This is a genomic window from Sphingopyxis sp. RIFCSPHIGHO2_12_FULL_65_19 (assembly GCF_001830555.1).
Taxonomy (GTDB): domain Bacteria; phylum Pseudomonadota; class Alphaproteobacteria; order Sphingomonadales; family Sphingomonadaceae; genus Sphingopyxis.
On sequence record NZ_MIAM01000014.1, the window covers coordinates 129,295 to 150,638 of the forward strand.

The following is a 21,344-nucleotide window of genomic DNA, read 5'->3' on the forward strand; positions in this document are numbered from 1 at the left end:
CTTACAGATCATCCGACCCGCCCACATGCGTACCGTTGATGAAGATCTGCGGAACCGTCCTGCGTCCACCAGACGCTGTCTGCATTGCACGGAACTGCACCGGATCATCTTCGACGTCGATTTCGATCCAGTCGGTCACCCCCTTGGCGCGAAGATGCGCCTTGGCCCGGTGACAAAAGGGGCAATAGTCCTTGGTATAGAGGGTTATGTTCGGTTTCATTTCATGTCTCCGATCAAGCTGCCTCAGACTGCTCGCCGGCCGATGGAAGGACCCAGGCGGCGCGCGGAAAGTGGCAGGTGTAACCATTGGGACGGCGCTCCAGATAATCCTGGTGCTCCGGCTCCGCCTCCCAGAAGGGGCCAATCGGCTCCAACTCGCTCGCTACCTTTCCCGGCCAGAGGCCGGATGCGTTGACGTCCGCGATCGTCTGCAACGCGGTTTCACGCTGCGCTTCGTCGGCATAATAGATCGCCGAGCGATAGCTCCCGCCGCGGTCGTTGCCCTGGCGATTGCGCGTGGTCGGATCGTGGATCTGGAAGAAAAATTCGAGGATCCGGCGGTAGCTGATCTGATCGGGATCGAAATTGATCTCGATCGCCTCGGCGTGCGTGCCGTGGTTGCGATAGGTCGCGTTCGGCACATCGCCGCCGCTGTAACCGACACGGGTGCTGACGACGCCGGGGAGTTTGCGGATCAGGTCCTGCATGCCCCAGAAGCAGCCGCCGGCAAGGATGGAACGTTCGGTCATGATCAATTCTCCTCGATCTGGTTCAGAAATTCGGAATAGCCCTCGGCTTCCATGTCATCGCGGTGGACGAAGCGGAGTGAAGCCGAGTTGATGCAGTAGCGCTGGCCGCCACGGTCGCGCGGACCGTCGGGAAACACATGTCCCAAGTGGCTGTCGCCATGAGCCGAGCGCACCTCGGTGCGGATCATCCCGTAGCTGTCGTCGCGTATTTCATCGACATTGGCGGGGACGATGGGCTTGGTGAAGCTCGGCCATCCACTGCCGGAATCGAATTTGTCGGTCGAGGCGAACAAGGGCTCGCCGCTGACGATATCGACGTAGATGCCGGGCTCCTTATTGTGCAGCAGTTCCCCACTGCCGGCACGCTCGGTGCCGCCTTCCTGGGTGACATGGCGCTGTTGGGGCGTCAGCTTCGCAATGGCTTCGCTGGTCTTGAGGTAGGTCATTCGATATCTCCTTTGTCTGACAGTTGCGGCACGTCTTTCCACCCCGGTGCGCCGCATGCGCGCCGGTGGAGACAGTCCCGAAATTCGAAATTTGGCTCAGAGGCGGTCGAGGATGCTCATGAGAACCGCCGGGTCGAGCCGGTTGCGATAATTGGGATCGAGAAAACTATATCTGATGATCCCGTCGGTACTGATCACATAGGTTGCCGGCATCGGAATGCGCCAGTCGGCGCCGTCGTCGCCTGCGACCATCCCGTCCGCAAGCGCCGCCCGGCGCATACTCTCGGGCAGTTCGAAGGCGAGGCCATAATCGCTCGCGACCGTCATTCCGCGATCGGCGAGCAACGGAAGCGTCATTTCCTCGGCCCGCGCCATTGCGATGCTGTCGGCGAGCGGCTGCGGGGAGATCGCGAGCAGGCTCGCTCCTCTATCCTCGACCGCTTGCGCCGCCTTCGACATCGCCCGAAGTTCGGCGCGGCAGAAGGGGCACCATCCGCCGCGAAAGAAACTCAGGACCACTGGTCCGCCAATCAATCGGCCACGCAGCGAGACTGTGCCGCCGAGGGCGTTTTCCAGCAGGAACTCCGGCGCGACATCTCCGGCCTGGACAGCCGAGACCTCGATGCCCATGGCCAGGATCTGCCGATCGCCTTCGGCGATTGCCACCCTCCCCTCGTCGCCGGCTGCCTGGAAATAGGCTTGCTCGATCATGCTCATGTCCGTTCGGAAGTTCATTCGACTCTTCTGCATCGAAAATTGGGGAGGGGAAAGGCTGGCGCGGCTCGCGCCAGCCTTTCCTTCAATGTCCACCTCGAGCCGGGCGCCGGGAGTCACGCCCAGCCCAAGGTGGATCGAGCGAAGCGACGAAGCCGGGAAGGGGAATTACCGGCTCGGACGTCGCGTCCGGGCTCGAGGCTTTTGCGGCGGTAAGGGAAGGCCGCCGCAACCCGCAAGGAAACGGACCCCGCGATCCAGGGCCGCGAAAGCGGCGTCGGTTCTGATCTGGCATTCATGATGGTCATCTCAAAACTCCAGGAGGCTTTGTCTCGGGTCCGTTTTTGCGGATGAGCCGTATTTAGGCTGTAGCGATTGCTTGCGGCAGATGGGTTGAGTCGATAGGACCTATTCCGCAGGGGAATGAAATGGATCGACTTGCCGTCATGGAGCAGTTCCTCGCCGTGGCCGAGGCGGGTTCCTTTTCCGCGGCGGCGCGACGGCTCAATGTCGGTCAGCCATCGATTTCGAAAGCCGTGGCGCAGCTTGAGGCCTATCTCGGCGTCCGGCTGTTCCAGCGCTCAACCCGCAGCCTGACGCTCACCGAGGCGGGCCGTCGCTACCGCGACGGCGCCGAGCGTGCGATTGCAGCCGCCGCCGCCGCGGAGATTGCCGCCAAGGAAGACGGGGGCCGTCTCGCCGGACCGGTGCGCGTCGTGGTCCCGACTTGCCTTGCCCGGCTGCATCTCGTGCCGTGTCTCCGGGAATTCTCTGATCGCTTTCCCGAAGTCACGCTCGATCTGGAGATCACCGATCGCGAAACCGATGTCGTGGCATCGGGCGTGGATATCGCGCTGCGAATTGGCACGCTCGCCGACACCGCGCTCGTCGCCTCTCGCATGGCGCGCACGCGGATGGCGCTGGTCGCGAACAAGGCCGAAAATGGTCTCGACGCCCCGCACAATTTCATGGGGCAGCCCGCGATCATCTCGCGCCTTCATCATGCGAAGAATAGCTGGGTCTTCCGCGATGGCAGCGCGCGCATCGCGATCATGGTGCATCCTGCGCTCATTCTCGACAGCGACGACGCAGCCCGGTCGGCAGCGCTTGCCGGTCTCGGCTATGCGATGTTGCCCCGGCCCTTCGTCGCCGATCTGATCGATACCGGCGATCTTGTCGAGTTGCTGCCCAACCATATGCTCGAAGACATTGATCTATGGGCCCTGCTGCCGGCTGGCCGCGACCAGACCGCGAGAGTGCGCGCTTTTCTCGACTGGCTCCGCCCGCAGATGAACGCGATCTTTGCCGATGAGCGACCCGGCTTGCTCTCATGAACGCTATTGCGGTTGCCATCGCTGCTTCGATGCTGAGTTTTGCGATGGGTTTCGCGATCAGGCGGGGGACGGTCTGCGTGGTCGTTGCGGCGCAGGATCTTGTCGTGCGGCGCCGACCCGACAAGTTCATCGGGTTCGCGACGGCGGCTTGCTGGTCAGGGCTTCTGCTTGTTCCACTGGCATGGACCGCACCAGCTGTTTTCCATCTGTCCCCGGGCTACGACCAGCTGATCCAGGCTTTCCTGTTCGGGTGTCTTTACGGGATCGGCGCGTGGGCGAACCAGGCTTGCGGCTTTGGAACACTCGCGCATTTGACCGGCGGCAGGCTCGGATATCTTCTGACCCTCGCCGGCTGGGTAATCGGCGCCTCGTTCATATCCAAAGTCTACAGGCCCCAGCAAATTCCCGAGCCCTCGCTGCTTGCGACGTCACCGCTCGCCGCGATAGCGGCGTGGCTGGCCTTCGCCGCAGTCTGCTGGTGGAGCTGGCCGCGCCTGCGACTGTTGCGCCGCCGGTCGCGCTGGCGCAAGATGCTGCTTGGACGCGCGCGGATGCGTCCCTTCGAGGCCATGCTCATCATCGGCATCGGCGGCGGCCTGCTGTACGCCTGCGCCGGGAGCTGGACCTATCTGGGCCTCCTGTCCAGCTACGCCTCGCAGCTCGTCATGCACGATTTCGCCCCGATTTCTCCTTTGCCGGCGCTTTTGGGCACCGCGATGATGATCGGCGGCGGACTATTTGCAGCCGTCCGCTCCGCCAGCTTCCGGTTGCGCGGCACCAACTGGCGTCAAGGCTCGCGGCATCTCGTCGGCGGCACCATCATGGGGTTGGCCACCCAGCTCATCCCGGGCGGCAATGGGGTCATCATCGTCTACGGGCTGCCCTCCTTCGCTCCCCATGCCCTGACCGCCTATTTCGGGATGACATTGACCCTCATGCTCATCTTCGCCGCCACAAACTATTCCCGCAGGGCATAGAAACCATGCCCACGGGCCAACTGTTTTTGCGCGCTCGATGCGCGCAATATGCGCATCGTGTAATCAGGAAGGGACAGCGGGATGACCGATTTCGACTATGACGTGGCGATAATCGGCGCGGGCACCGCTGGAATGTCGGCGTACCGGGAAGCGCTCAAATATAGCGATCGCGTCGTCATGATCGATGGCGGCCCCTTGGGGACCACATGCGCCCGCGTTGGCTGCATGCCCTCCAAATTGCTGATCGCTGCGGCAGAGGCGCGCCACCGTGCCGAAAGCGTCGGCCTGTTCGGACTTCGCGCCGGACCCGTCGAGGTCGATGGTGTGCAGGTCATGAACCGCGTCCGCGCCGAGCGCGACCACTTTGTTAGCTTCGCCACCGAGGCGATTGCGGGGTTTGCACCCGGAGGCCTGCTTCGCGAGCAGGCGCGTTTTGTCGATGACAATCGGCTCGAACTTGCGAGCGGCAAGCAGATCAGCGCGCGCAGCATCGTGATCGCAACGGGCTCGCGGCCGGTCGTACCCGCAGGCCTGGAACCGGCGGGCGATCGGCTGATTTTCAACGACCAACTGTTCGACTGGACCGATCTGCCGTCCTCGGTTGCAGTCTTCGGCACCGGCGCGATCGGGTTGGAGCTCGGGCAGGCTTTGCATCGCCTCGGTGTCCGCACCCATATCTATGGGCGCGGCGGCAGCGTCGGCCCGCTCACCGATCCCGACGTCGCGGCTTATGCGGCGGCACAGTTCTCGAGCGAAATTCCTATCGACTGGATGGCAGCCGATGCAAGCGTCGCGCGCGACGGGGACGCTGTGATCGTCCGGTCAGCGGGGGGCGAGGAGCGGTTCGATTATCTCCTCGCGGCCGCAGGCCGACGGGCCAATGTCGACAATCTCGGACTGGAAAACACCTCGCTCACGCTCGATGCCCATGGCGTCCCCACTTATGATCACCTGTCGATGCGCGCCAGTTACAGCGACATCTTCATCGCGGGCGACTCGGCGGTCGATCTCTCGCTCCTTCACGAGGCCGCGGACGAAGGCCGGGTGGCAGGCGAAAATGCCGCGCGCTATCCGCACAGCTATCGCCGCGCGCGCCGGACCCCGTTGACGATCGTCTTCACCGATCCCCAGATCGCCATCGCCGGGCGCAGCCATGCCGACCTTCTTCGCGACCGGATGGATTTCGCCATCGGCGAAGTGTCGTTCGAAGACCAGGGACGGGCTCGCATATTGGGGCTCAACCGGGGATTGCTGCGCGTCTATGGCGATCGGCCGAGCGGGTTGCTGCTTGGCGCCGAAATCTTCGGTCCAGCGGCGGAACATCTCGCTCATCTCCTCGCCTGGTCGATCGAGAGCCGGCTCACCGTCGCCGAATTGCTCGAACGACCCTTCTATCATCCTGTCATTGAGGAAGGGCTGCGCACCGCGCTTCGCCACCTCAACCACCATCTCGGGTTCGGACCGAATCCGCCGCTGCGCTGCATCGACTGTGGTCCGGGAGGCTAGGCCAAGCGGTGCCCGCCTTCGGCTCGGATAGAATATCGGCACCTTGCAACGGTGCAAATCCGGCAGAGCCTTTGCCCGAGCCTGGATCGCGCACGGCCGAGGGGGAGATCCGCCCTGATTCCTGCTCGCGCGAGCGAAGCATAGCGTTCCGGCCTCACCTCCCCGGTGGGGCGGAAAGCCCGCGAGGATCGATGAGCAAGCTCGCGGCGCCTGTCGCTGGGGGAGCCTCACGCTCCCCGCCACAGGTCCGCATCGTAACTTGCGGTTTGTTGGTGCCTTAGACCTGGGCGTCGGCAGGCTTTTTCCGTCGGATAGCCGCCGAGAGTAATACCAGCGAAGCGGCAAGCAGAACGGCGTCTTTCAACAGAAATTGCCCGGGGATGGCCGAAATGGCCGGGAACCCGCCGGCGGTCGGCTCTGCGACACCAGGCGTTGACAAGAAGAATGTCAAGGTGATGGTATAGGTCGCCACCGACATGGCGCCGCCGAGGACCGAGAAAATCGGTTTGAATGCACCGAGGATCAGGGCAGCGGCCGTGGCGAGTTCCATCGTGCCGATGAACTGGCTGGCGCCCTGGACGCCGAACAGCGGGTGAAGCCAGCTCATAAGCGGGCTGTGTTCGATGAATGGGGCAATGCCTTGCGCCTCATAAGCCGTGAATTTCATGCCGCCGAACCACAGAAAGACAATGACTAGGGCCCATCGCAGCAGAGCGAGTTCGCGCATTTGATGCTCGGGGACGCTGAATGAATATTTCTCCAATAAGCTCATAATCAATGCCCTTTTTGTTGATGGAAATGTGGCGAGAGGCGTCAGTTTGTAATTCCGGGACCGACGATGTCGGTCGGACAGTTGGTGCACTTCTCTTCGTCGCAGAAACGGCAGGTCGTGCGCGCGCGCACTTCGTCGCGCGGCAATGACGCGAGGATGGTTTCCGCGACGCGCTCCAGCGCAGCGCGGTCCTTCTCGCCGACCGCAGCGAGCAACCCGGTGATCGCTGTGCTGCGCAGATTCAGGAGCGCCCTGCGTTCCGTCTCGCCGCCGGACGTCAACGACACGTGCATGACGCGGCGATCGCCGGGGGATTGCGATTTCGAGACGAAATTCTGAGCGACCAGCCGTTCGACCACGCGGGCAGCACCGGCATGCGACAGGCGCAGGGCCTTGCCGATCTGGTCGATCGAAAGGCCCGGTTCATGGCCGATGAGGCTCAATGCCGCCGCGGTCTCCCCGCCGGCCGGAAAGCGCTGTGATATCGCACCGCGCATCTCATCCGACACCCCCTGCGCGAGGGCGCCGAAGAGATTGATCAGCCGATCGGAAGGTGAAGCGTCCTTGGTCAATCGCATTCCAGTATATATGCGTCGCGCATATAAATAGCGCAGCGGCTGGAGAATGCAAGAGGCGATGCGAGCTTCAGAGCTTGAGCCTCTCCTTCATGGGCTCGCGATCCGTCTGTTCGATGGGGTACCAGCGGTAGCCGGATCCGTCGGCGGCAATGTGACCCACCCCCGGGAACGGAAGATGGGGCGCCGCAATCATCATACGGTCGCGAGCGAAGCGGGTGAACGCGGCTTTCCGCACGGCGCGCGCCTCGTCCTAGCGAACATCGAAAGTGATCGTCACGTCGGGGCGTGGAAATTGAACCGCGCCGGCGTGGATGACATCGCCGACGAAGACGATACTCTGCCCCTTGCTGGTCAAGGTGTAGAAGGCGGTGCCCGGGGTGTGCCCAGGCTGCAGTTCGGCACGAATGCCCGGCACGACTTCGCCATCGGTATCGATCGGCTTCACCCGGCCGGCCGTGACATAGGGCGTCAGCGTCTGCTCGGTCTGGGTCCAGAAGCGCTTGTCGATCCCGCTTTTAGCCGCGTTGGCAACATCGGAGAAAAAGCGAATATCTGCACCGCCGGCATAGACCGTCGCGCGCGGGAAGACGATCTTGCCCGCCTTCGTGAGACCGCCGCTATGGTCGCTGTGGACATGGGTGATGAGTATGTCGGTGATTGTCTCCGGCGCGGCCCCAGCTGCTGCCAGCGCTTCGAGCAGCCTGCCGCCGTTGCCTAGGCCGAAAAGATCGCCGGCACCGACATCGACAAGGATCCGCCGCCCGTTGAAGTCGATCAGATAAGCGTTGATCGAAGCCTCTGCGGGATTAGCTAGGAAACTGCGGGCAAGAATTTCGTCGATCGTTTGCGCCGAGACGCCGCGCAGCAACTGGTGCAGGTCCAGCGGGACCGACCCATCCGACAATGCCGTTATCTGGGCATCGCCAATCGTAAATCGATAAATTGCGGGAGCGGTCTGGCGGACGGTCCCGGCTATGGTGTCGGGCACCGCGGCGGGCGTCGGAGCCGCTAAACCGGGAGAAGAGGATATCGGGCCAAGCAGCGCCAGGGCGAGAGGGAGAATAGTGAATGGCTTTTTGATCATCATGGCGACGTCCTTGATTGAGTTGCGATGGATGAAGAACTGTCAGTCATTATCCCAGCGCTGGCGGGGTCTTGCGAGACATTGTCGCGATCGACAGCGTGCTCGGCGACAGAGTTCGGTTCAGGCAGGGCCACTTCCGAAAAATGCTGCCGAATATAGTCCAGCTTGGGATCGATGAAGCGGCGGCAGAAGGGTAGGCTCGGATCGGTTCGATAATAGTTCTGGTAACGCTCGTCCGAAGCCTTGAAGCTTCTGAACGGCAGAACCAGGGTATGCGCCGTATTGCCGAATTCCTCGGCAAATCGGACGATCGCCAATTCGGCCTCATGCCGCTGGTTGTCATCGAAAATATAGATCGCGCTGCGGTACTTGTCGCTAGGAGAGCGGGCCCGGGTGGCTGAATGCGTTCTCAGATGCACCTCGCACAGCGTTGCCAACGGAATGATTGAAGGATCGAAGGTGACGATCACCCCTTCTGACCAGCTATCTGCCGGAGCGTCCGATTGGACAAAGCCCTGGTCGACCTGCGCAACGCCGCGCAGCGCCTGGAACACCCCTTCGGTGCACCAATGGCACCCCCCTCCAAAGCCGATCTTCGCCATCTTCACCTCTCGCGCCTAGACGTATTTCTTTCCGCGGATCAGCGCCGTCTCGCGCGCCTGAGCCTTCTGGCTGCGGACGCAATCAATGTAAGCATCAGCGCGCCGATAAGAACGCCCAGTAGCAGTGGACTGTGGACATGCATCATCGCTGGGCGCAAATACAGGCCGACTAACCCGAGGATCACGAAAGCGACCGATGCAAGTCGCAATGCGCGCCAAGCACGGGGTTTGTTGTCTTTGAACCAAAGGGAAGTTCCGAAGATATTGATCATAAATGGTTGCCTTCCGGCAGCAAGGTTCAAGGTACGCAGTAAGTCAGAGCGGCCGTGCACATTCCGAACGAAGCCAGGTTTCCTGCACGCTGCTGAAGCCGGCCTCGCGTAATGTCTGGGTCGCCGCAGCCAACCGCTGGCCCCGCCGATGCAGGAGGTTAACGAACGCGCGGAGTATTTCGAGCCGGGGATCAGCGAGTGTCCCATTTGCACGCCGTCCCGGGAGAAGTTGATGTTTCTTGAAGAGGGCCTGCGCGAGACCGGCTCGCGATCCGAACCTTTGGCCTTTCTCGCTCCGCGCCAGTGCGATTACCGTCAGTTCCATCGGCGTGAAGATGAAGGCGCCGGATGGAAGTATCTCTGGCTCGATGAGGTGCAGCACTGTGGCGCGAGCTCCCTTGTTCTCTTCATCGTCTTCGCGGCCGTACCTATTTTAACGAACCGCGGCGCCGTTGAAGATTGTCCGTTCGGCTAAGACGCTCTCATTCATCCTGGGGCGCAGCGTCAGGCACGCCGTCGCTTCTGTGTCAGCCGTTGCGCCGACTATCGCAGTGAGCCAGACGTTTTTCCAATAGGCTGTGCCTATAGTTTTCATAGCGCCGGATAGCGTGACGCGTCACTTATTGCGGCATCTCGACATGCCCACCGAAGCCAAAGCGCATCGCCGAGAGAAGCTTGTCGCCAAAAGTGTGGTCGACGCGGCTGCGGTAGCGCGCAAACAAGGCGGCCGAAAGGACATAGGCCGGGACGGCTTCTTCCATTGCCGCATCGATCGTCCACCGGCCCTCGCCAGAGTCCGAGACCTGGCCGGTGAATTGCTCGAGCATCGGATCCCTGGCCAGGCCGATCGCGCAAAGGTCGAGCAGCCAGGACGAGATGACACTGCCGCGACGCCAGACTTCGGCCACGTCGGTCAGGTTGATGTCGAAGCGTTCATCAGGCTCGAGCCGTTCGGAGGACTTGCCCTTGAGAATGTCGAAGCCCTCGGCATAGGCCTGCATCAGGCCATATTCGATTCCGTTGTGGACCATCTTGACGAAATGCCCGGCGCCGGTTGGGCCGGCGTGGATATAGCCGCGCTCGGCGCGACTGTCGGGCGCGTCGCGTCCAATGGTGCGGACGATCGAACCATAGCCCGGCGCGAGCGTATCGAAGATGGGATCCAGCAGATCGACGATCTCCTTGTCGCCGCCGATCATCATGCAATAACCGCGTTCGAGCCCCCATATCCCGCCTGATGTGCCAACATCGATATAATGGAGCCCCTTGTCCCTTGCCGCAGCACCACATTTGATGTCGTCTTTGTAGAAGCTGTTGCCGCCATCGATGATGATGTCGCCGGGCTCCGACAATTCCATCAGCTTGTCGACCGTGTCTTGGGTGGGAGCGCCCGCCGGGAGCATTACCCAGAAGATCCGCGGCGCAGTGAGTTTGGCGACGACATCTTCAAGCGAATTCGCTCCGATGGCACCTTCACCGGCGAGCTGAGTAACCGCGGCCGGATCGCGATTGAAGGCGACGACCTCGTGGCCGCCGCGCATCAGCCGACGCGCGATATTGGCACCCATGCGGCCGAGGCCGATCATTGCAAGACGCATTGTTCAAATCCTTCTGTCAGAAGTTCACCCGGCGCGGACAGTTCCGACCAACGCCCCGCCGTCACGATCCAACGAGACCGCACCGCTCGCTGGCAGGTTACCATGAGTATGCAAATTTCGCCGCGCCTTGGCACTGAATGGAGGATGAGTTCATCGCCAGACGAAGTCCAATAACCAGGCGCTATAGTTTCGATACCCATTTAGCGACATGCGCAGTGCCGGGGCGGACATTGCGAACAGAGCAGCGACTGCGACACCCTCAGTCCGGTTGGAAGCCAAGCACGAAATCCACGACCTTTTTCGCAGACATCTCGCACGGCTTGAGCGATGTTTTGCCTGATGTGAACCGATACAGGTTGAAGCTGACGATGTCGGTCCCAGCCAACTCCCTGGCAAACAGGCTGTTGCGGCGCCCGTCGTCGGACCGCCGGACGATCAAGCCGAAACGCCGGCCTTCGTGAATGCCTTCGCTATGACCCTCGGGAAGCCTTTTGAAGGCAGCGTCGAAATCGGTAAGCTCCATCTCGTTCCACCAGTATCAGAAGACGCACAGCATGTTCGGGCCCGCCAACTCTGGCGCGCGCAACGAGCCCCAGGAACAAGCGCGCATTCGACTAGGCCCTCTCCATCTCATGTGTCGGTTCAACCCCCATCAGCGCCAGGCCGTTGCGGATGACCTGCCCGATCGCGGCGGCCAGGAACAACCGCGCGCGGCTAACCGGCAGGTTTTCCGGGTAGGCGAAGCGGCGCGTCGGGTCGGCATTTCCTGTGTTCCACAGCGCATGGAATTCCGCGGCCAGCCCCTCAAGGAAGAAGGCGATCCGGTGCGGCTCGCGCGCTGCCGCAGCCGCCTCGACGATGCGGGGGAATTCTGCCGCACGCTTCACAAGCGTAAGGCTCGGACCGTCCAGAAGAGCGAGATCGGGCGGGTCGCCCAACTCGATACCCGCTTCGGCCGCGCGGCTTGCTAGCGAGCAAATCCGCGCATGGGCATATTGCACATAGAAGACCGGATTATCCTTCGATGCCTCGACGACGGTCGCAAAGTCGAAGTCCATGGACGCTTCCGCTTTGCGGGTCAGCATCATGAAGCGAACGACGTCCTTTCCGACTTCTCGAATGACATCGGCCAGCGTGACGAAATTGCCTGCGCGCTTGGACATCTTGACCGGCTCACCCGCGCGCAGCAGCCGCACGATCTGCACCAGCTTGACGTCGAACCGCTTCCTGCCTTCGGTTAGAGCTTCGGCGGCGGCAACGATGCGCATCACGGTCCCGGCATGATCGGCGCCCCAGATGTCGATCAGTTCGTCGGCATCGCGCGCCTTCTCGAAATGATAGGCCAGATCCACGCCGAAATAGGTCCAGCTCCCATCCGGTTTACGGATAGGACGGTCCTGGTCATCGCCAAATTTCGTCGACCGGAACAGCGGCAGCGCGATCGGCTCCCAGTCCTTGGAGACTTCACCCTTCGGAGGTTCGAGAACGCCGTCATAGACAAGATCGCGCTCGCGCAGCCAGGCCTCGGCATCATCCGGCTTTCCGGCAGCGACGAGGTCCGCCTCCGACGCGAAGCGGTCGTGACTTATGCCGAGCAGCGCCAGATCTTCGCGGATCGTCTCCATCATCGCGGCAACGGTCCGCGCACGAAAGATTGCGAGCCAGTCCGTCTCCGGGGCGTCGGCATAGCGGCCCCCAAAATCGGCGGCCAGCGCCTCCCCGACCGGCTTCAGATAATCGCCCGGGTATAGACCTTCCGCTATCTCGCCGAGGCTCTCGCCCAACGCCTCGCGATATCTCTGGTGTGCCGAGCGAGCGAGAATATCGACCTGCCCGCCGGCATCATTGATATAATATTCGCGGATGACGCGATGGCCGGTGAAAGCGAGCAGGTTGGCGAGCGCATCTCCGACCACTGCCCCTCGGCAGTGCCCCATATGCATCGGACCGGTCGGGTTGGCCGAGACAAACTCTATATTCACCGTCTTACCCGCGCCGACGGGCGACATGCCGTAGCGGTCCTTCTGGTCCGCAATCACCGCCAGCTCGTTTTGCCAGGCCTGGTCGGTCAGCCGGATATTTACAAAGCCCGGGCCAGCGACGGCCACGTCTGCAACATCCTCCAACATGGCCAACCGGCCCGCCAACTTCTCAGCGAGTTGGCGCGGATGCGTGCCGGTAAGTTTTGCCAGGACCATCGCCGCGTTGGTCGACAGATCGCCATGCGCCGGGTCGTGCGGACGCTCCACGGTCAGCCCCGCCCGGTCGAGGCCCGCAGGAACGTCCCCCGCCACCTGCAGATCGCCAATTACCCGCGCGAGATGATCAAGGATGCGCGCATGAAGCGACACAGCCATCAGCGAAGGCCCGCTGCGCCTTGGCTGCTATCCAACCTCTACGCCTTTCCAGAAAGCGATGTGATCCCGGATGGCTTCCGCAACCGGATTCGGATCGGGATATGACCAAGCCGCGTCCGCGTTGAGCGCGCTGCCTACGCGGATATGGAAGTATCTCGCGGTGCCCTTGATCGGGCAGACAGAAGTGTGTGCGCTCGCTTCAAGGAGCTCCTGATTGACCGCGGAAGGTGGGAAATAGTGGTTTCCCTCGACGACGATTGTCTCGTCGCTTGCGGCGATGGTGGTGTCGTTCCAAACTGCTGAGACCAACGGAATATCCTCTCATATTGTCAATGGCACGGCGTTCGCAGCGGCCCGTGAATCAGGGGCGTTCGAGGAGTGCGACGGTGCCTTGGCCGCCGTCGGCGCAGATGCTGACGATTGCCCGTGATCCGCTCGGCATGTCCCAGAGCTCCTTCACTGCCTGGCTGAGGTCGCGCGCGCCTGTCGCGCCGAAGGGATGACCGATTGCTACCGAGCCCCCGTTGGGATTGACGCGGTCCCAGTCGAAGTCGCCCAAATCCGACTGGACACCGGCGGTTTCGCGCACCCACTCCCGGTCGGTGATGGCCGCGACATTCGCCAGGACCTGGGCGGCGAAGGCTTCGTGGATTTCCCAAAGAGCGATATCGGAGAAGCTTAGTTGATGCCGCGCGAGCAGACGTGGAATGCCATAGGAGGGTGCCATCAACAGACCCTCGGTGTGGAAATCGACGGCCGACACCTCGTAATCGATGAGCCGCGCGTAGGGGGTGCCCGCCGGCAGTCGTGCCACGCCGGCTTCGTTTGCCACCCAGCAACCGGCGGCGCCATCCGTTATCGGCGAGCTGTTGCCGGCAGTCAGCGTTCCCCTGCCACTGTCGCGATCGAAGACGGGCTTGAGTGCGGCAAGCCGTTCGGGCGACGTATCGGCGCGGGGGTTCGCATCGCGCGCCAGTTCAGGAAGGGAAATCGCGAGATCGTCGAAGAAACCTCGCTCCCAACCAGCGACCGACCGCTGGTGGCTCTTTAGCGCCCAATCGTCCTGCGCCTCGCGCGAGATCCGCCAGGCCTTGGCGGTGTCCTCCATATGATCGCCCATTGTCCTGCCGGTGATCCGGTTGGCCCATCCCTTGGTCGGGAGCACATAGTCGTGGAGGGCAAGAGACTGGAGGGCCGCAAGCGCCGCCGCTGGATCTTGCGCAAAGAGGTCGGTGAGCCGCTTCGATGCATCGGCCGTCAAAGCGATGGGAGGTCGGCTCATGACTTCGGCACCGCCCACCATCGTGAGATCGGTTCCTCCGCCCAGCATCCCTGCCGCAGCGAAAGTCGCCGTCATGCTGGTAGAGCATGCCAAAACGACCGAAAATGCGGGGACATTCGGATTGAGCTTGGCGTCAAGCCAGGTCTCGCGAGCAATGTTGCTCCAACCCAAATTCGGGATCACGGTACCCCAGATGAGAAGATCCGGCTCTGCTTGCGCCGCCATCGCCTGCACAAGAGGGACGGACAAAGAGACGGCATCATAAGCAGCCAAAGCCCCTCCGCCGCGGCCGAAGGGAGTGCGAAGGCCGGCGGCAACAAAGACGGGTTCAGCAAAGCGGCTCATGACGATCTCCAAATATTATCCGCAGGGTGAAAGGTGGGGCGCGACGGAGTATGCGCCGCTAACCACCATAGCGCTCGGTCTTGATTATCGAGGGGTCGACCCCGGCCAGCAGCGCGCCCTCGGTCGCAATGTTGACGAAATCGTTGGATCCGCAAACGAATATCTGTGTGGGCTTTCGGTGAAGCCGGGCGAGAACCTCTTCGACCATGGCGCTGTCGATCCGCCGCCCGAAATCCGATGCGCGGATCGGATCTTCGCGCGTGATCGCCAGCGCCAGGACAAATGCGGCATCGTTGATCTCGACGGAATGTAGTTCTTCCGAAAACAGAACATCCTCAGCGGTGCGCGCGGACAGGAGCAACGCGGTTGGCACGGCCGGGTCTTGTGTGCGGCGATGCCGGATCATCGCCATCAACGGCACGAGCCCGGAGCCTGCTCCGATCAACAGCACCGCGTCTACGGCAGGTTCAGGCCATAGGAAGTGCCCGCCGAGCGGACCGCGAAGCTCGATCTCATCGCCGACTATCGCGATATCGTGAAAATAGGCCGACACCTCGCCATCGGGCAGGCGTTCGACAGCGAGCTCGATGATCGGGGACGAGGCTGCCGATGACGCGATCGAGTAACTGCGCATCGCGCTATAGCCATCAGGCGCGGTCAGCCGGACATCGACATGTTGGCCTGCGATGTGCGCGAACGGCCTGCTCAATCGGAGGAAGAAGCTTTTGATGCTCGGCGTCTGCTGGACGATTTCCTCGATCACGCATGATTGCCATGACGCGGTTTGCGTGCCGTTGTCAGTCATCGGTGTATCGTTGCTCGCGCCACGGATCGCCGTAAATATGATAGCCGCGCAGCTCCCAGAAGCCGGCCTCGTCACGGGTTGTGAATTGCAGCGCCTTCACCCATTTGGCGGACTTCCAGAAGTACAGATGCGGAACCAGCAGACGCGCCGGCCCGCCATGATCGCGGGTAATCGGCTGGCCGGCAAATTTGAGAGCGACCATCGCTTTCCCGGACAGCAGGTCCGCCAGCGGGACGTTTGTCGAATAATCGTCGTAGGAATGCGCCAGGACGAAATCAGTGGGCCGGTCGAGCCCTGCATCCGCAAGGATGTCTTCAATGAGGACGCCCTCCCATATGGTATCCAGCTTGGACCAAGAGGTCACACAGTGAATATCCTTGGTCACCTTGGTCTTTGGCAGGGCGTTAAACTCGCTCCAGTTCCACACTTTGACCGGCTTCGGGCCGACTTTGACGGTGAATTTCCAATCAGCCAGCTCCACGTTCGGCGTCGGCCCCGCCGTGAGAACCGGAAAATTCTCCACGAGATGCTGACCCGGCGGAATCCGGCCGGACTGGTCGCCACTTGAACCGCGACCGGTGAAACCTCTGGTGACCATAGTGCCCCCTTTTTGCTCGATGCGACAGACGATAACCGGCTTCACTTCAGACCTGATACGCGTGGCCGCGGTACGAACCGATGGCTTGAAGCCTGAAACGCCCGATGCTTCATCGGATTTTCGATGATCGCATTTTCGTGAATCGGTGATTTGATGCTTATGGACTATAACGCGACGCCGGGCCGATTTCCCAATACCCTATCGCTATAGTTTTTATAGCTTTGAATAAATTACGCGCGCATCACGTCGGCTGCAGATTTAGGCACGGCATGAGGCTCGGTCCGCCTGCTTTCCAGGTTGGCTGCCGCGCCTCACAGCTTCGTAAGCGCCTCTCAGGGATAGAACGGCAACAAGGTATGGAAACTATGTTCCGCCGCTATTGGAAATAGTCGGTGCACATCTTCATAGTCCTGCGTGCGAAACCCTTGAACCCCGTGCGAATTTTCGAAGAAGTGGCGCTCTGATCGATCGAGACTTCGGGGCGCAGCAAGATGGAGACATTGATGAAAGCCGTTGGTTACAAGGTCCCGGGACCCATCGCCGAGGATGCTGCGCTGGTCGACATCGAGCTGCCCCAGCCTGTCGCGGCAGGATATGATATCCTGGTTGAGGTGAAGGCCGTCTCGGTGAACCCGGTCGACTATAAGGTCCGCGGCAGCTCGCCGCCAGCCGATGGTGAATGGAAGGTGCTGGGGTGGGATGCGTCCGGGATCGTGCGCGAGGTCGGCCCCGACGTGACGCAGTTCCAGCCGGGCGACGAGGTCTATTATGCCGGATCGATTACCCGGCCCGGCACCAATGTCGAGTTCCATCTTGTCGACGCCCGGATCGTCGGTCGCAAACCCGCCTCGCTCGACTGGGCGGAAGCAGCAGCGCTGCCGCTAACGACGTTGACCGCCTGGGAGGCGATGTTCGATCGCCTCGACGTGGCGAAGCCAGTCCCCGGTGCGGCGCCGGCGATCCTCATCATCGGTGGCGCGGGTGGGGTCGGGTCGATCGCGATCCAGATCGCGCGCCAGCGCACAGACCTCACCGTCATCACCACCGCCTCCCGAGCGGAAACCCAGGAGTGGGTGAAGGAGCTTGGCGCGCACCATGTCATCGACCATAGGCGCCCGCTCGCGGCACAGATTGCCGAGCTTGGCATCGGCGCTCCCGCGTTCGTCTTTTCGACCACGCATACAGAGCAGCATGCCGCCGACATCGCCGAGCTGATCGCGCCGCAAGGGCGGTTCGCGCTGATCGACGATCCCACGGCATTCGACATCATGCTGTTCAAGCGCAAGGCGGTGTCGATACACCATGAGCTGATGTTCACCCGGTCGATCTACGGCACGCCCGATATGCATGAGCAGGGCAAGATCCTCGACGCGCTGGCCGTGCTGGTCGATGAGGGCAAAATCCGTACGACACTGACCGAGCGACTGTCGCCGATCAATGCTGCCAATCTGAAGACAGTGCACGCACTGATCGAAAGTGGCGCGGCGAAAGGCAAGACCGTCCTCGAAGGATTCTGATCTTTTCCAGTCCAAGTAACGCCGGACGATAACGCCGCGGCGAAGGAAATCCCATGACCAAGTCCATTGCCACTGCCTCGATCAACCGTGAAACCGCAGTCGCCCTCATCGACGCAGCGATAACCGCCGCCCGTGCAATCGGCATCCCGGCTGCCGTCGCCGTCGTCGACGCAACCGGGTATCTGCGGGCGTTCGAGCGCACCGACGACGCGCCGTTTCTCACCGTCGATGTTGCCATCGACAAAGCGTGGAGTTCCGCCTCCTTTGGATATCCGACCCATGTCTGGAACGACTATGTGAGCAACGATCCCAAAGTGGCGCCGCTGGCCTATCGCCCCCGGATGGTCGCCGTCGGTGGCGGCTATCCGATCCTTGAGGACGGAAAGCTGATCGGCGGAATCGGCATCTCCGGAGGCACTTATCAGCAGGACCAGGATGCCTGCGTTGAGGCACTCCAGAAAATCGGGTTCGAACTGCCAGCCTGACGACTGTCAGGCCATCGTCGGTGGCGATGGCCGGCAGATCTCACCTTGCGAAGGATCTTATGATGGAAGCGTTTGTCGTATTCACGCGGGAAGACACCACGGATGTGGATGAACTCGCGGCTTATTCTGCCCGCGTCGGCCCGTCGTTCGATGGGCATGACGTCACTTTTCTCGCCGCTTATGGCGCGATGGAGAATTTGGAGGGGTCGCCGATCGAAGGCGCCGTCATCTTGCGGTTCCCCACGATGCAAGCCGCGCATGACTGGTATCATAGCCCCGCCTACCAAGCTGTTGCTGCGCATCGCTTCGCCGGTGCCCGCTACCGCGGGTTTATCGTCGAGGGGCTGCGTTGACTCCCCCGCATTATAATGGCGGTACTGACCAAGAGCTGTGCGCCCAAACACCAACACCGGGAGTTTCTAAATGATCGAGGCCGAGGCACGCATCGCTACGATCGAATCGAGTCGATATCTGACGAGACTCGCTGAGGCGTGGGTTCATACTTACCCGGTTCGATATGACGCGCTGACAGCCGAAATCCAGCTTCCGGGCGGCGAGCTTATATTAACTGCGGACGGCGACAGCCTCTCCTTGAGGCTCGTGGGCAAAGATCGCGAACGTTTCGATGCAACCAAGCAATCGGTCGCCACGCTTGTTGATCGCGTCGCGGAGCACGACACCGGGGTCCGATGCGTTTGGAATGACATATCATGATAGCGCGCACCACAATTCGCCGCGGTTCTTCATCGCGCTGGAGGATCAGATGAGCATGCTCGAACCCCAAGCGCCGGATCTTCGGGTGCAGAAATGGATCGGCGCGGACGGAGAAAGCACCGGGCCGCTCAAGCTGTCGGATCTCGGCTCCGGCCCAAAGATCCTGTTCGCCTTCCAGCACTGGTGCCGCGGCTGCCATGTGCATGGCTTCCCGACGCTACAAAGATTGCATAGTGCATTGAGCCCCAGGGGCGTGGGATTTGCGGTGATCCAGACCGTCTTCGAAGGTGCGGATGAAAACACCTTCGAGAAGTTGCGTGTGAACCAGCTCGAATATGCGCTTCCTGTCGCCTTCGGCCATGATGAACCACTGGTCGGCGCGACGCTGCCTACCTTCATGGAGGATTATCGCACGCGAGGAACGCCCTGGTTCTCGATCATTGACGCTGGCGGCCGTATCGTCTTCTCGGACTTCCATCTCGACGCGGACAGGATCGTAAAGGATCTGGAGCTGGTGTAATCCGTGCGGCCTTGGCTCTTCCTGACCGCCAGCCACCTCGCAATGCTCGGCATTGGTTTTGCGGCCGGCATTTACACGCTGCCAATCCTCACCGCGGCCAGGCCGCCGAAGCCGGCAGCCTATCAGGCCATCGTCGACGTGCCTGTCGGGATCGATGTTCGCGACTACAACACGGTCGTCATCTGGTGCGAAGCGTTCGACCAGTTCATCAGCGCGGCAGCGTATCGACCGTCGCGTCAGGCGCTAAAATGAGCCCGGCGATGGATAGCATGCGGTCGGCGGGCCGACGTGGCCTCAAGCTCGCACCGGTGGCGGCGTTGCTGGCGAGCGTCGCGGCTCTGCTGCTGGGTAATGGTTTGCTGGGCACGCTCCTGATCGTCAGGGCCGGCCAGGAGGGCTTCTCGTCCGGCGCGATCAGCGCGATGATGTCGTTCTACTTCGCCGGTTTCACGATCGGCGCGCTCATGTTGCCGCGGATCATCGTCGCCGTGGGTCATGTCAGAACCTTTGCTGGCTTTGCGGCGATCGCCTCGATGACTGCCCTTCTCCATGTTGCGCTCGTGGAACCGATCGCCTGGATACCGCTTCGCCTGATCACGGGCTTCGCCTACGCGGGCATGATCCTCGCAACGGAGAGCTGGCTCAACGCCCATGCAGTGCCATCCACGCGCGGCCAACTCCTGTCGATCTTCGGAGTCGTCTCGATGGGCTCATGGGCCATCGGCCAGGCCTTGCTCAACGTCGCCCCGCCCGCCGACATGACCTTGTTCCTTATCGTGTCGCTGTTAATTTCCGCGGCGGTGGTTCCGATCACCTTGCTGCCCAGCCATCCGCCGGCGCAGGTGACACAGGAACGGGTCGCGTTCAGCGACCTCGTGCGCGCATCACCGCTCGCTGCGGCTGGCGCTTTCCTCGCTGGCCTGGCTATCGGCGGTTTTTGGGGCATGGGCCCGAACTTCGCCCAGAGGATCGGACTCGATGTCGGCGGCATCTCCGCTTTCATGGCTGCGGTGCTGGGTGGGACGCTCCTATTGCAGTGGCCCCTCGGCTGGCTTTCGGATCGCGTGTCGCGGAACCTTGTCATCGCCGCTGCGGCCCTGGCGTCCGCAGCGGCGGCCGTCGGCGTCGCCCTCGCGGTAGGGGCGCCCCTGCCGCTGCTCCTCGCGGCGGGCGCGCTGTTCGGCGGCTTTGGCATCCCGATCTATTCATTGTGTCTCGCGGTTGCCAACGACGACCTTCCGGCCGGCCGGCTGCTCGGTACCGCCCGCGGGCTTCTGCTGCTCAACGGGATCGGGACAGCCGCCGGACCCCTTATCGGGGGTGCTGCGATGACTATCGCCGGCCCCGGTGGGCTGTTCCTTTATGCGGCCGCATTGCTTGCCATATTGGCGGTGTTGGCTATCGGGAGCAGCCAGCCAAGGCGCCGCATCCACGCCAAGGCTGCCCGCTCTCCAAGCACACCGATGATCACGGGATCTCTTGATGTGATGATATGCATGGAGTCAGAGACGGAGGCCGCCCGGCACTAGCGCGCCTACTGCGACGGGCGTCCTATTCTACATCTTCTACGATGAGGTCCCGGCCGTTGAACTGCACGGTCTCTCCTGTTCGTGCTCCTTCGATCGCCTCGAAGATCGGCGCCATCGTTGAAATGCCCATGAACTCACGCCCATCACAGGTGAACTTGCTCGTTGACACTGCGATCACGAAATGGCGCCCCGACAGTTTGATGACAGCACCCTCCTCCACTGCCGACTTGGGGCCGAAGTCGATCGTCCTGAGCTTTTCAAGTTTATCGGCATAGTCGTGCAATGTGTCGTCAAGCGCTTCAGCCAAGTCGCTCGCGACTTCGGCCTGCGCCTGCTCGTCATTCTCGATCGGCTCGCTCCGATCCAGCTGAGCGATGGAGACATAATCCAGATAATTGGTGCGAGCGCTATGCAGGGCGGCAGTCTCCAGCGAAAGCATGGTTTCGCGGATGTGGCTTTTATTCCAGTTCATCATCACCTCGTTGTGTTTGGATCATTCGAAAGTTCGTGCTTCGGTCCGTCACCGCCGCGGGAGTGCCCCCATTGGGCTCGCCGGCCCG

At 61.9% G+C, this 21,344-nt stretch carries 28 protein-coding genes; 11 read left to right on the top strand and 17 right to left on the bottom strand.

Annotated features, from left to right (window positions below; genetic code table 11):
- Position 1: 1 nt before the first annotated feature.
- The 4 genes from grxC to A3E77_RS03390 all read right to left on the bottom strand — a co-directional run bounded on the left by grxC (position 2) and on the right by A3E77_RS03390 (position 2,029).
- Positions 2-220: a glutaredoxin 3 gene (gene grxC, locus A3E77_RS03375; protein ID WP_293643476.1), complete on the bottom strand. Its 219-nt coding sequence runs from the start codon at positions 218-220 to the stop codon at positions 2-4.
- Between the two features lie 13 nt (positions 221-233).
- Complete coding sequence (gene msrA / locus A3E77_RS03380; protein WP_003045039.1) at positions 234-749, bottom strand: peptide-methionine (S)-S-oxide reductase MsrA; 516 nt, start codon at positions 747-749, stop codon at positions 234-236.
- A gap of 2 nt (positions 750-751) precedes the next feature.
- The gene (gene msrB / locus A3E77_RS03385; RefSeq protein ID WP_003045036.1) at positions 752-1,195 is read right to left on the bottom strand and encodes a peptide-methionine (R)-S-oxide reductase MsrB; all 444 of its coding nucleotides are present in this window, start codon (positions 1,193-1,195) and stop codon (positions 752-754) included.
- A 96-nt stretch (positions 1,196-1,291) separates the two neighbouring features.
- Positions 1,292-2,029 (bottom strand): peroxiredoxin-like family protein, encoded by a 738-nt coding sequence (locus tag A3E77_RS03390; RefSeq protein ID WP_293643477.1) that lies wholly within the window; start codon positions 2,027-2,029, stop codon positions 1,292-1,294.
- A 308-nt stretch (positions 2,030-2,337) separates the two neighbouring features.
- Here A3E77_RS03390 and A3E77_RS03395 point away from each other — a divergent pair, with 308 nt between their 5' ends.
- From A3E77_RS03395 to A3E77_RS03405, 3 genes are all read left to right on the top strand, one after another.
- Positions 2,338-3,243 (top strand): LysR family transcriptional regulator, encoded by a 906-nt coding sequence (locus tag A3E77_RS03395; protein ID WP_040590183.1) that lies wholly within the window; start codon positions 2,338-2,340, stop codon positions 3,241-3,243.
- Positions 3,240-4,220, top strand: a complete 981-nt coding sequence (locus A3E77_RS03400) for a YeeE/YedE thiosulfate transporter family protein (protein WP_003045029.1) — start codon at positions 3,240-3,242, stop codon at positions 4,218-4,220. The genes A3E77_RS03395 and A3E77_RS03400 overlap by 4 nt, the downstream gene beginning before the upstream one ends.
- Positions 4,221-4,301: 81 nt before the next feature.
- Positions 4,302-5,726, top strand: coding sequence for a dihydrolipoyl dehydrogenase (locus A3E77_RS03405; protein WP_003045026.1), 1,425 nt, complete (start codon positions 4,302-4,304; stop codon positions 5,724-5,726).
- Positions 5,727-6,003: 277 nt separating this feature from the next.
- Here A3E77_RS03405 and A3E77_RS03410 read toward each other — a convergent pair whose 3' ends face one another.
- The 5 genes from A3E77_RS03410 to A3E77_RS03430 form a co-directional block, all read right to left on the bottom strand.
- Entirely contained in the window at positions 6,004-6,498 is a 495-nt protein-coding gene (locus A3E77_RS03410; RefSeq protein ID WP_003045023.1) for a YkgB family protein, read from the bottom strand.
- Positions 6,499-6,539: 41 nt separating this feature from the next.
- Positions 6,540-7,076, bottom strand: a complete 537-nt coding sequence (locus A3E77_RS03415) for a MarR family winged helix-turn-helix transcriptional regulator (RefSeq protein WP_003045020.1) — start codon at positions 7,074-7,076, stop codon at positions 6,540-6,542.
- Between the two features lie 250 nt (positions 7,077-7,326).
- Positions 7,327-7,944, bottom strand: coding sequence for an MBL fold metallo-hydrolase (locus tag A3E77_RS03420; protein WP_293643478.1), 618 nt, complete (start codon positions 7,942-7,944; stop codon positions 7,327-7,329).
- Between the two features lie 215 nt (positions 7,945-8,159).
- Positions 8,160-8,762: a peptide-methionine (S)-S-oxide reductase gene (locus A3E77_RS03425; RefSeq protein ID WP_293643479.1), complete on the bottom strand. Its 603-nt coding sequence runs from the start codon at positions 8,760-8,762 to the stop codon at positions 8,160-8,162.
- 38 nt (positions 8,763-8,800) lie between these two features.
- The gene (locus tag A3E77_RS03430) at positions 8,801-9,034 is read right to left on the bottom strand and encodes a hypothetical protein (RefSeq protein WP_152998725.1); all 234 of its coding nucleotides are present in this window, start codon (positions 9,032-9,034) and stop codon (positions 8,801-8,803) included.
- A gap of 232 nt (positions 9,035-9,266) precedes the next feature.
- Here A3E77_RS03430 and A3E77_RS03435 point away from each other — a divergent pair, with 232 nt between their 5' ends.
- Positions 9,267-9,509, top strand: coding sequence for a hypothetical protein (locus tag A3E77_RS03435; protein WP_152998726.1), 243 nt, complete (start codon positions 9,267-9,269; stop codon positions 9,507-9,509).
- A gap of 145 nt (positions 9,510-9,654) precedes the next feature.
- On the opposite strand, the gene gnd is transcribed toward A3E77_RS03435, so the two are convergent.
- From gnd to A3E77_RS03470, 7 genes are all read right to left on the bottom strand, one after another.
- Positions 9,655-10,632, bottom strand: a complete 978-nt coding sequence (gene gnd / locus A3E77_RS03440; protein WP_003045013.1) for a phosphogluconate dehydrogenase (NAD(+)-dependent, decarboxylating) — start codon at positions 10,630-10,632, stop codon at positions 9,655-9,657.
- A 259-nt stretch (positions 10,633-10,891) separates the two neighbouring features.
- Entirely contained in the window at positions 10,892-11,155 is a 264-nt protein-coding gene (locus tag A3E77_RS03445) for a hypothetical protein (protein WP_003045008.1), read from the bottom strand.
- Between the two features lie 91 nt (positions 11,156-11,246).
- Positions 11,247-12,983 (bottom strand): arginine--tRNA ligase, encoded by a 1,737-nt coding sequence (argS, locus tag A3E77_RS03450; RefSeq protein ID WP_040590197.1) that lies wholly within the window; start codon positions 12,981-12,983, stop codon positions 11,247-11,249.
- A gap of 33 nt (positions 12,984-13,016) precedes the next feature.
- Entirely contained in the window at positions 13,017-13,298 is a 282-nt protein-coding gene (locus A3E77_RS03455; protein WP_003045002.1) for a DUF427 domain-containing protein, read from the bottom strand.
- A 52-nt stretch (positions 13,299-13,350) separates the two neighbouring features.
- Positions 13,351-14,616, bottom strand: a complete 1,266-nt coding sequence (locus A3E77_RS03460) for a thiolase family protein (RefSeq protein WP_011540440.1) — start codon at positions 14,614-14,616, stop codon at positions 13,351-13,353.
- Positions 14,617-14,674: 58 nt separating this feature from the next.
- Positions 14,675-15,421 (bottom strand): ferredoxin reductase, encoded by a 747-nt coding sequence (locus A3E77_RS03465; protein ID WP_003044996.1) that lies wholly within the window; start codon positions 15,419-15,421, stop codon positions 14,675-14,677.
- The gene (locus A3E77_RS03470; protein WP_003044992.1) at positions 15,414-16,019 is read right to left on the bottom strand and encodes a sulfite oxidase-like oxidoreductase; all 606 of its coding nucleotides are present in this window, start codon (positions 16,017-16,019) and stop codon (positions 15,414-15,416) included. Before A3E77_RS03470 ends, A3E77_RS03465 begins: the two co-directional genes overlap by 8 nt.
- A 503-nt stretch (positions 16,020-16,522) precedes the next feature.
- On the opposite strand from A3E77_RS03470, the gene A3E77_RS03475 reads away from it, so the two are divergent.
- The 7 genes from A3E77_RS03475 to A3E77_RS03505 all read left to right on the top strand — a co-directional run bounded on the left by A3E77_RS03475 (position 16,523) and on the right by A3E77_RS03505 (position 20,784).
- Complete coding sequence (locus A3E77_RS03475; protein WP_041382899.1) at positions 16,523-17,536, top strand: zinc-binding alcohol dehydrogenase family protein; 1,014 nt, start codon at positions 16,523-16,525, stop codon at positions 17,534-17,536.
- 53 nt (positions 17,537-17,589) lie between these two features.
- Positions 17,590-18,021 (top strand): GlcG/HbpS family heme-binding protein, encoded by a 432-nt coding sequence (locus tag A3E77_RS03480; protein WP_003044986.1) that lies wholly within the window; start codon positions 17,590-17,592, stop codon positions 18,019-18,021.
- A 62-nt stretch (positions 18,022-18,083) separates the two neighbouring features.
- Entirely contained in the window at positions 18,084-18,374 is a 291-nt protein-coding gene (locus A3E77_RS03485) for a DUF1330 domain-containing protein (RefSeq protein ID WP_003044983.1), read from the top strand.
- A gap of 70 nt (positions 18,375-18,444) precedes the next feature.
- Complete coding sequence (locus tag A3E77_RS03490) at positions 18,445-18,735, top strand: DUF2218 domain-containing protein (protein ID WP_003044977.1); 291 nt, start codon at positions 18,445-18,447, stop codon at positions 18,733-18,735.
- A gap of 49 nt (positions 18,736-18,784) precedes the next feature.
- Complete coding sequence (locus A3E77_RS03495; RefSeq protein WP_011540436.1) at positions 18,785-19,255, top strand: peroxiredoxin family protein; 471 nt, start codon at positions 18,785-18,787, stop codon at positions 19,253-19,255.
- A gap of 3 nt (positions 19,256-19,258) precedes the next feature.
- Positions 19,259-19,507, top strand: a complete 249-nt coding sequence (locus A3E77_RS03500; RefSeq protein ID WP_003044972.1) for a DM13 domain-containing protein — start codon at positions 19,259-19,261, stop codon at positions 19,505-19,507.
- Positions 19,504-20,784, top strand: a complete 1,281-nt coding sequence (locus tag A3E77_RS03505) for an MFS transporter (protein WP_011540435.1) — start codon at positions 19,504-19,506, stop codon at positions 20,782-20,784. The genes A3E77_RS03500 and A3E77_RS03505 overlap by 4 nt, the downstream gene beginning before the upstream one ends.
- Before the next feature lie 22 nt (positions 20,785-20,806).
- On the opposite strand, the gene A3E77_RS03510 is transcribed toward A3E77_RS03505, so the two are convergent.
- On the bottom strand, positions 20,807-21,256 hold the full coding sequence (locus A3E77_RS03510; protein WP_192807430.1) for a hypothetical protein: 450 nt from the start codon (positions 21,254-21,256) through the stop codon (positions 20,807-20,809).
- Positions 21,257-21,344: the final 88 nt, after the last annotated feature.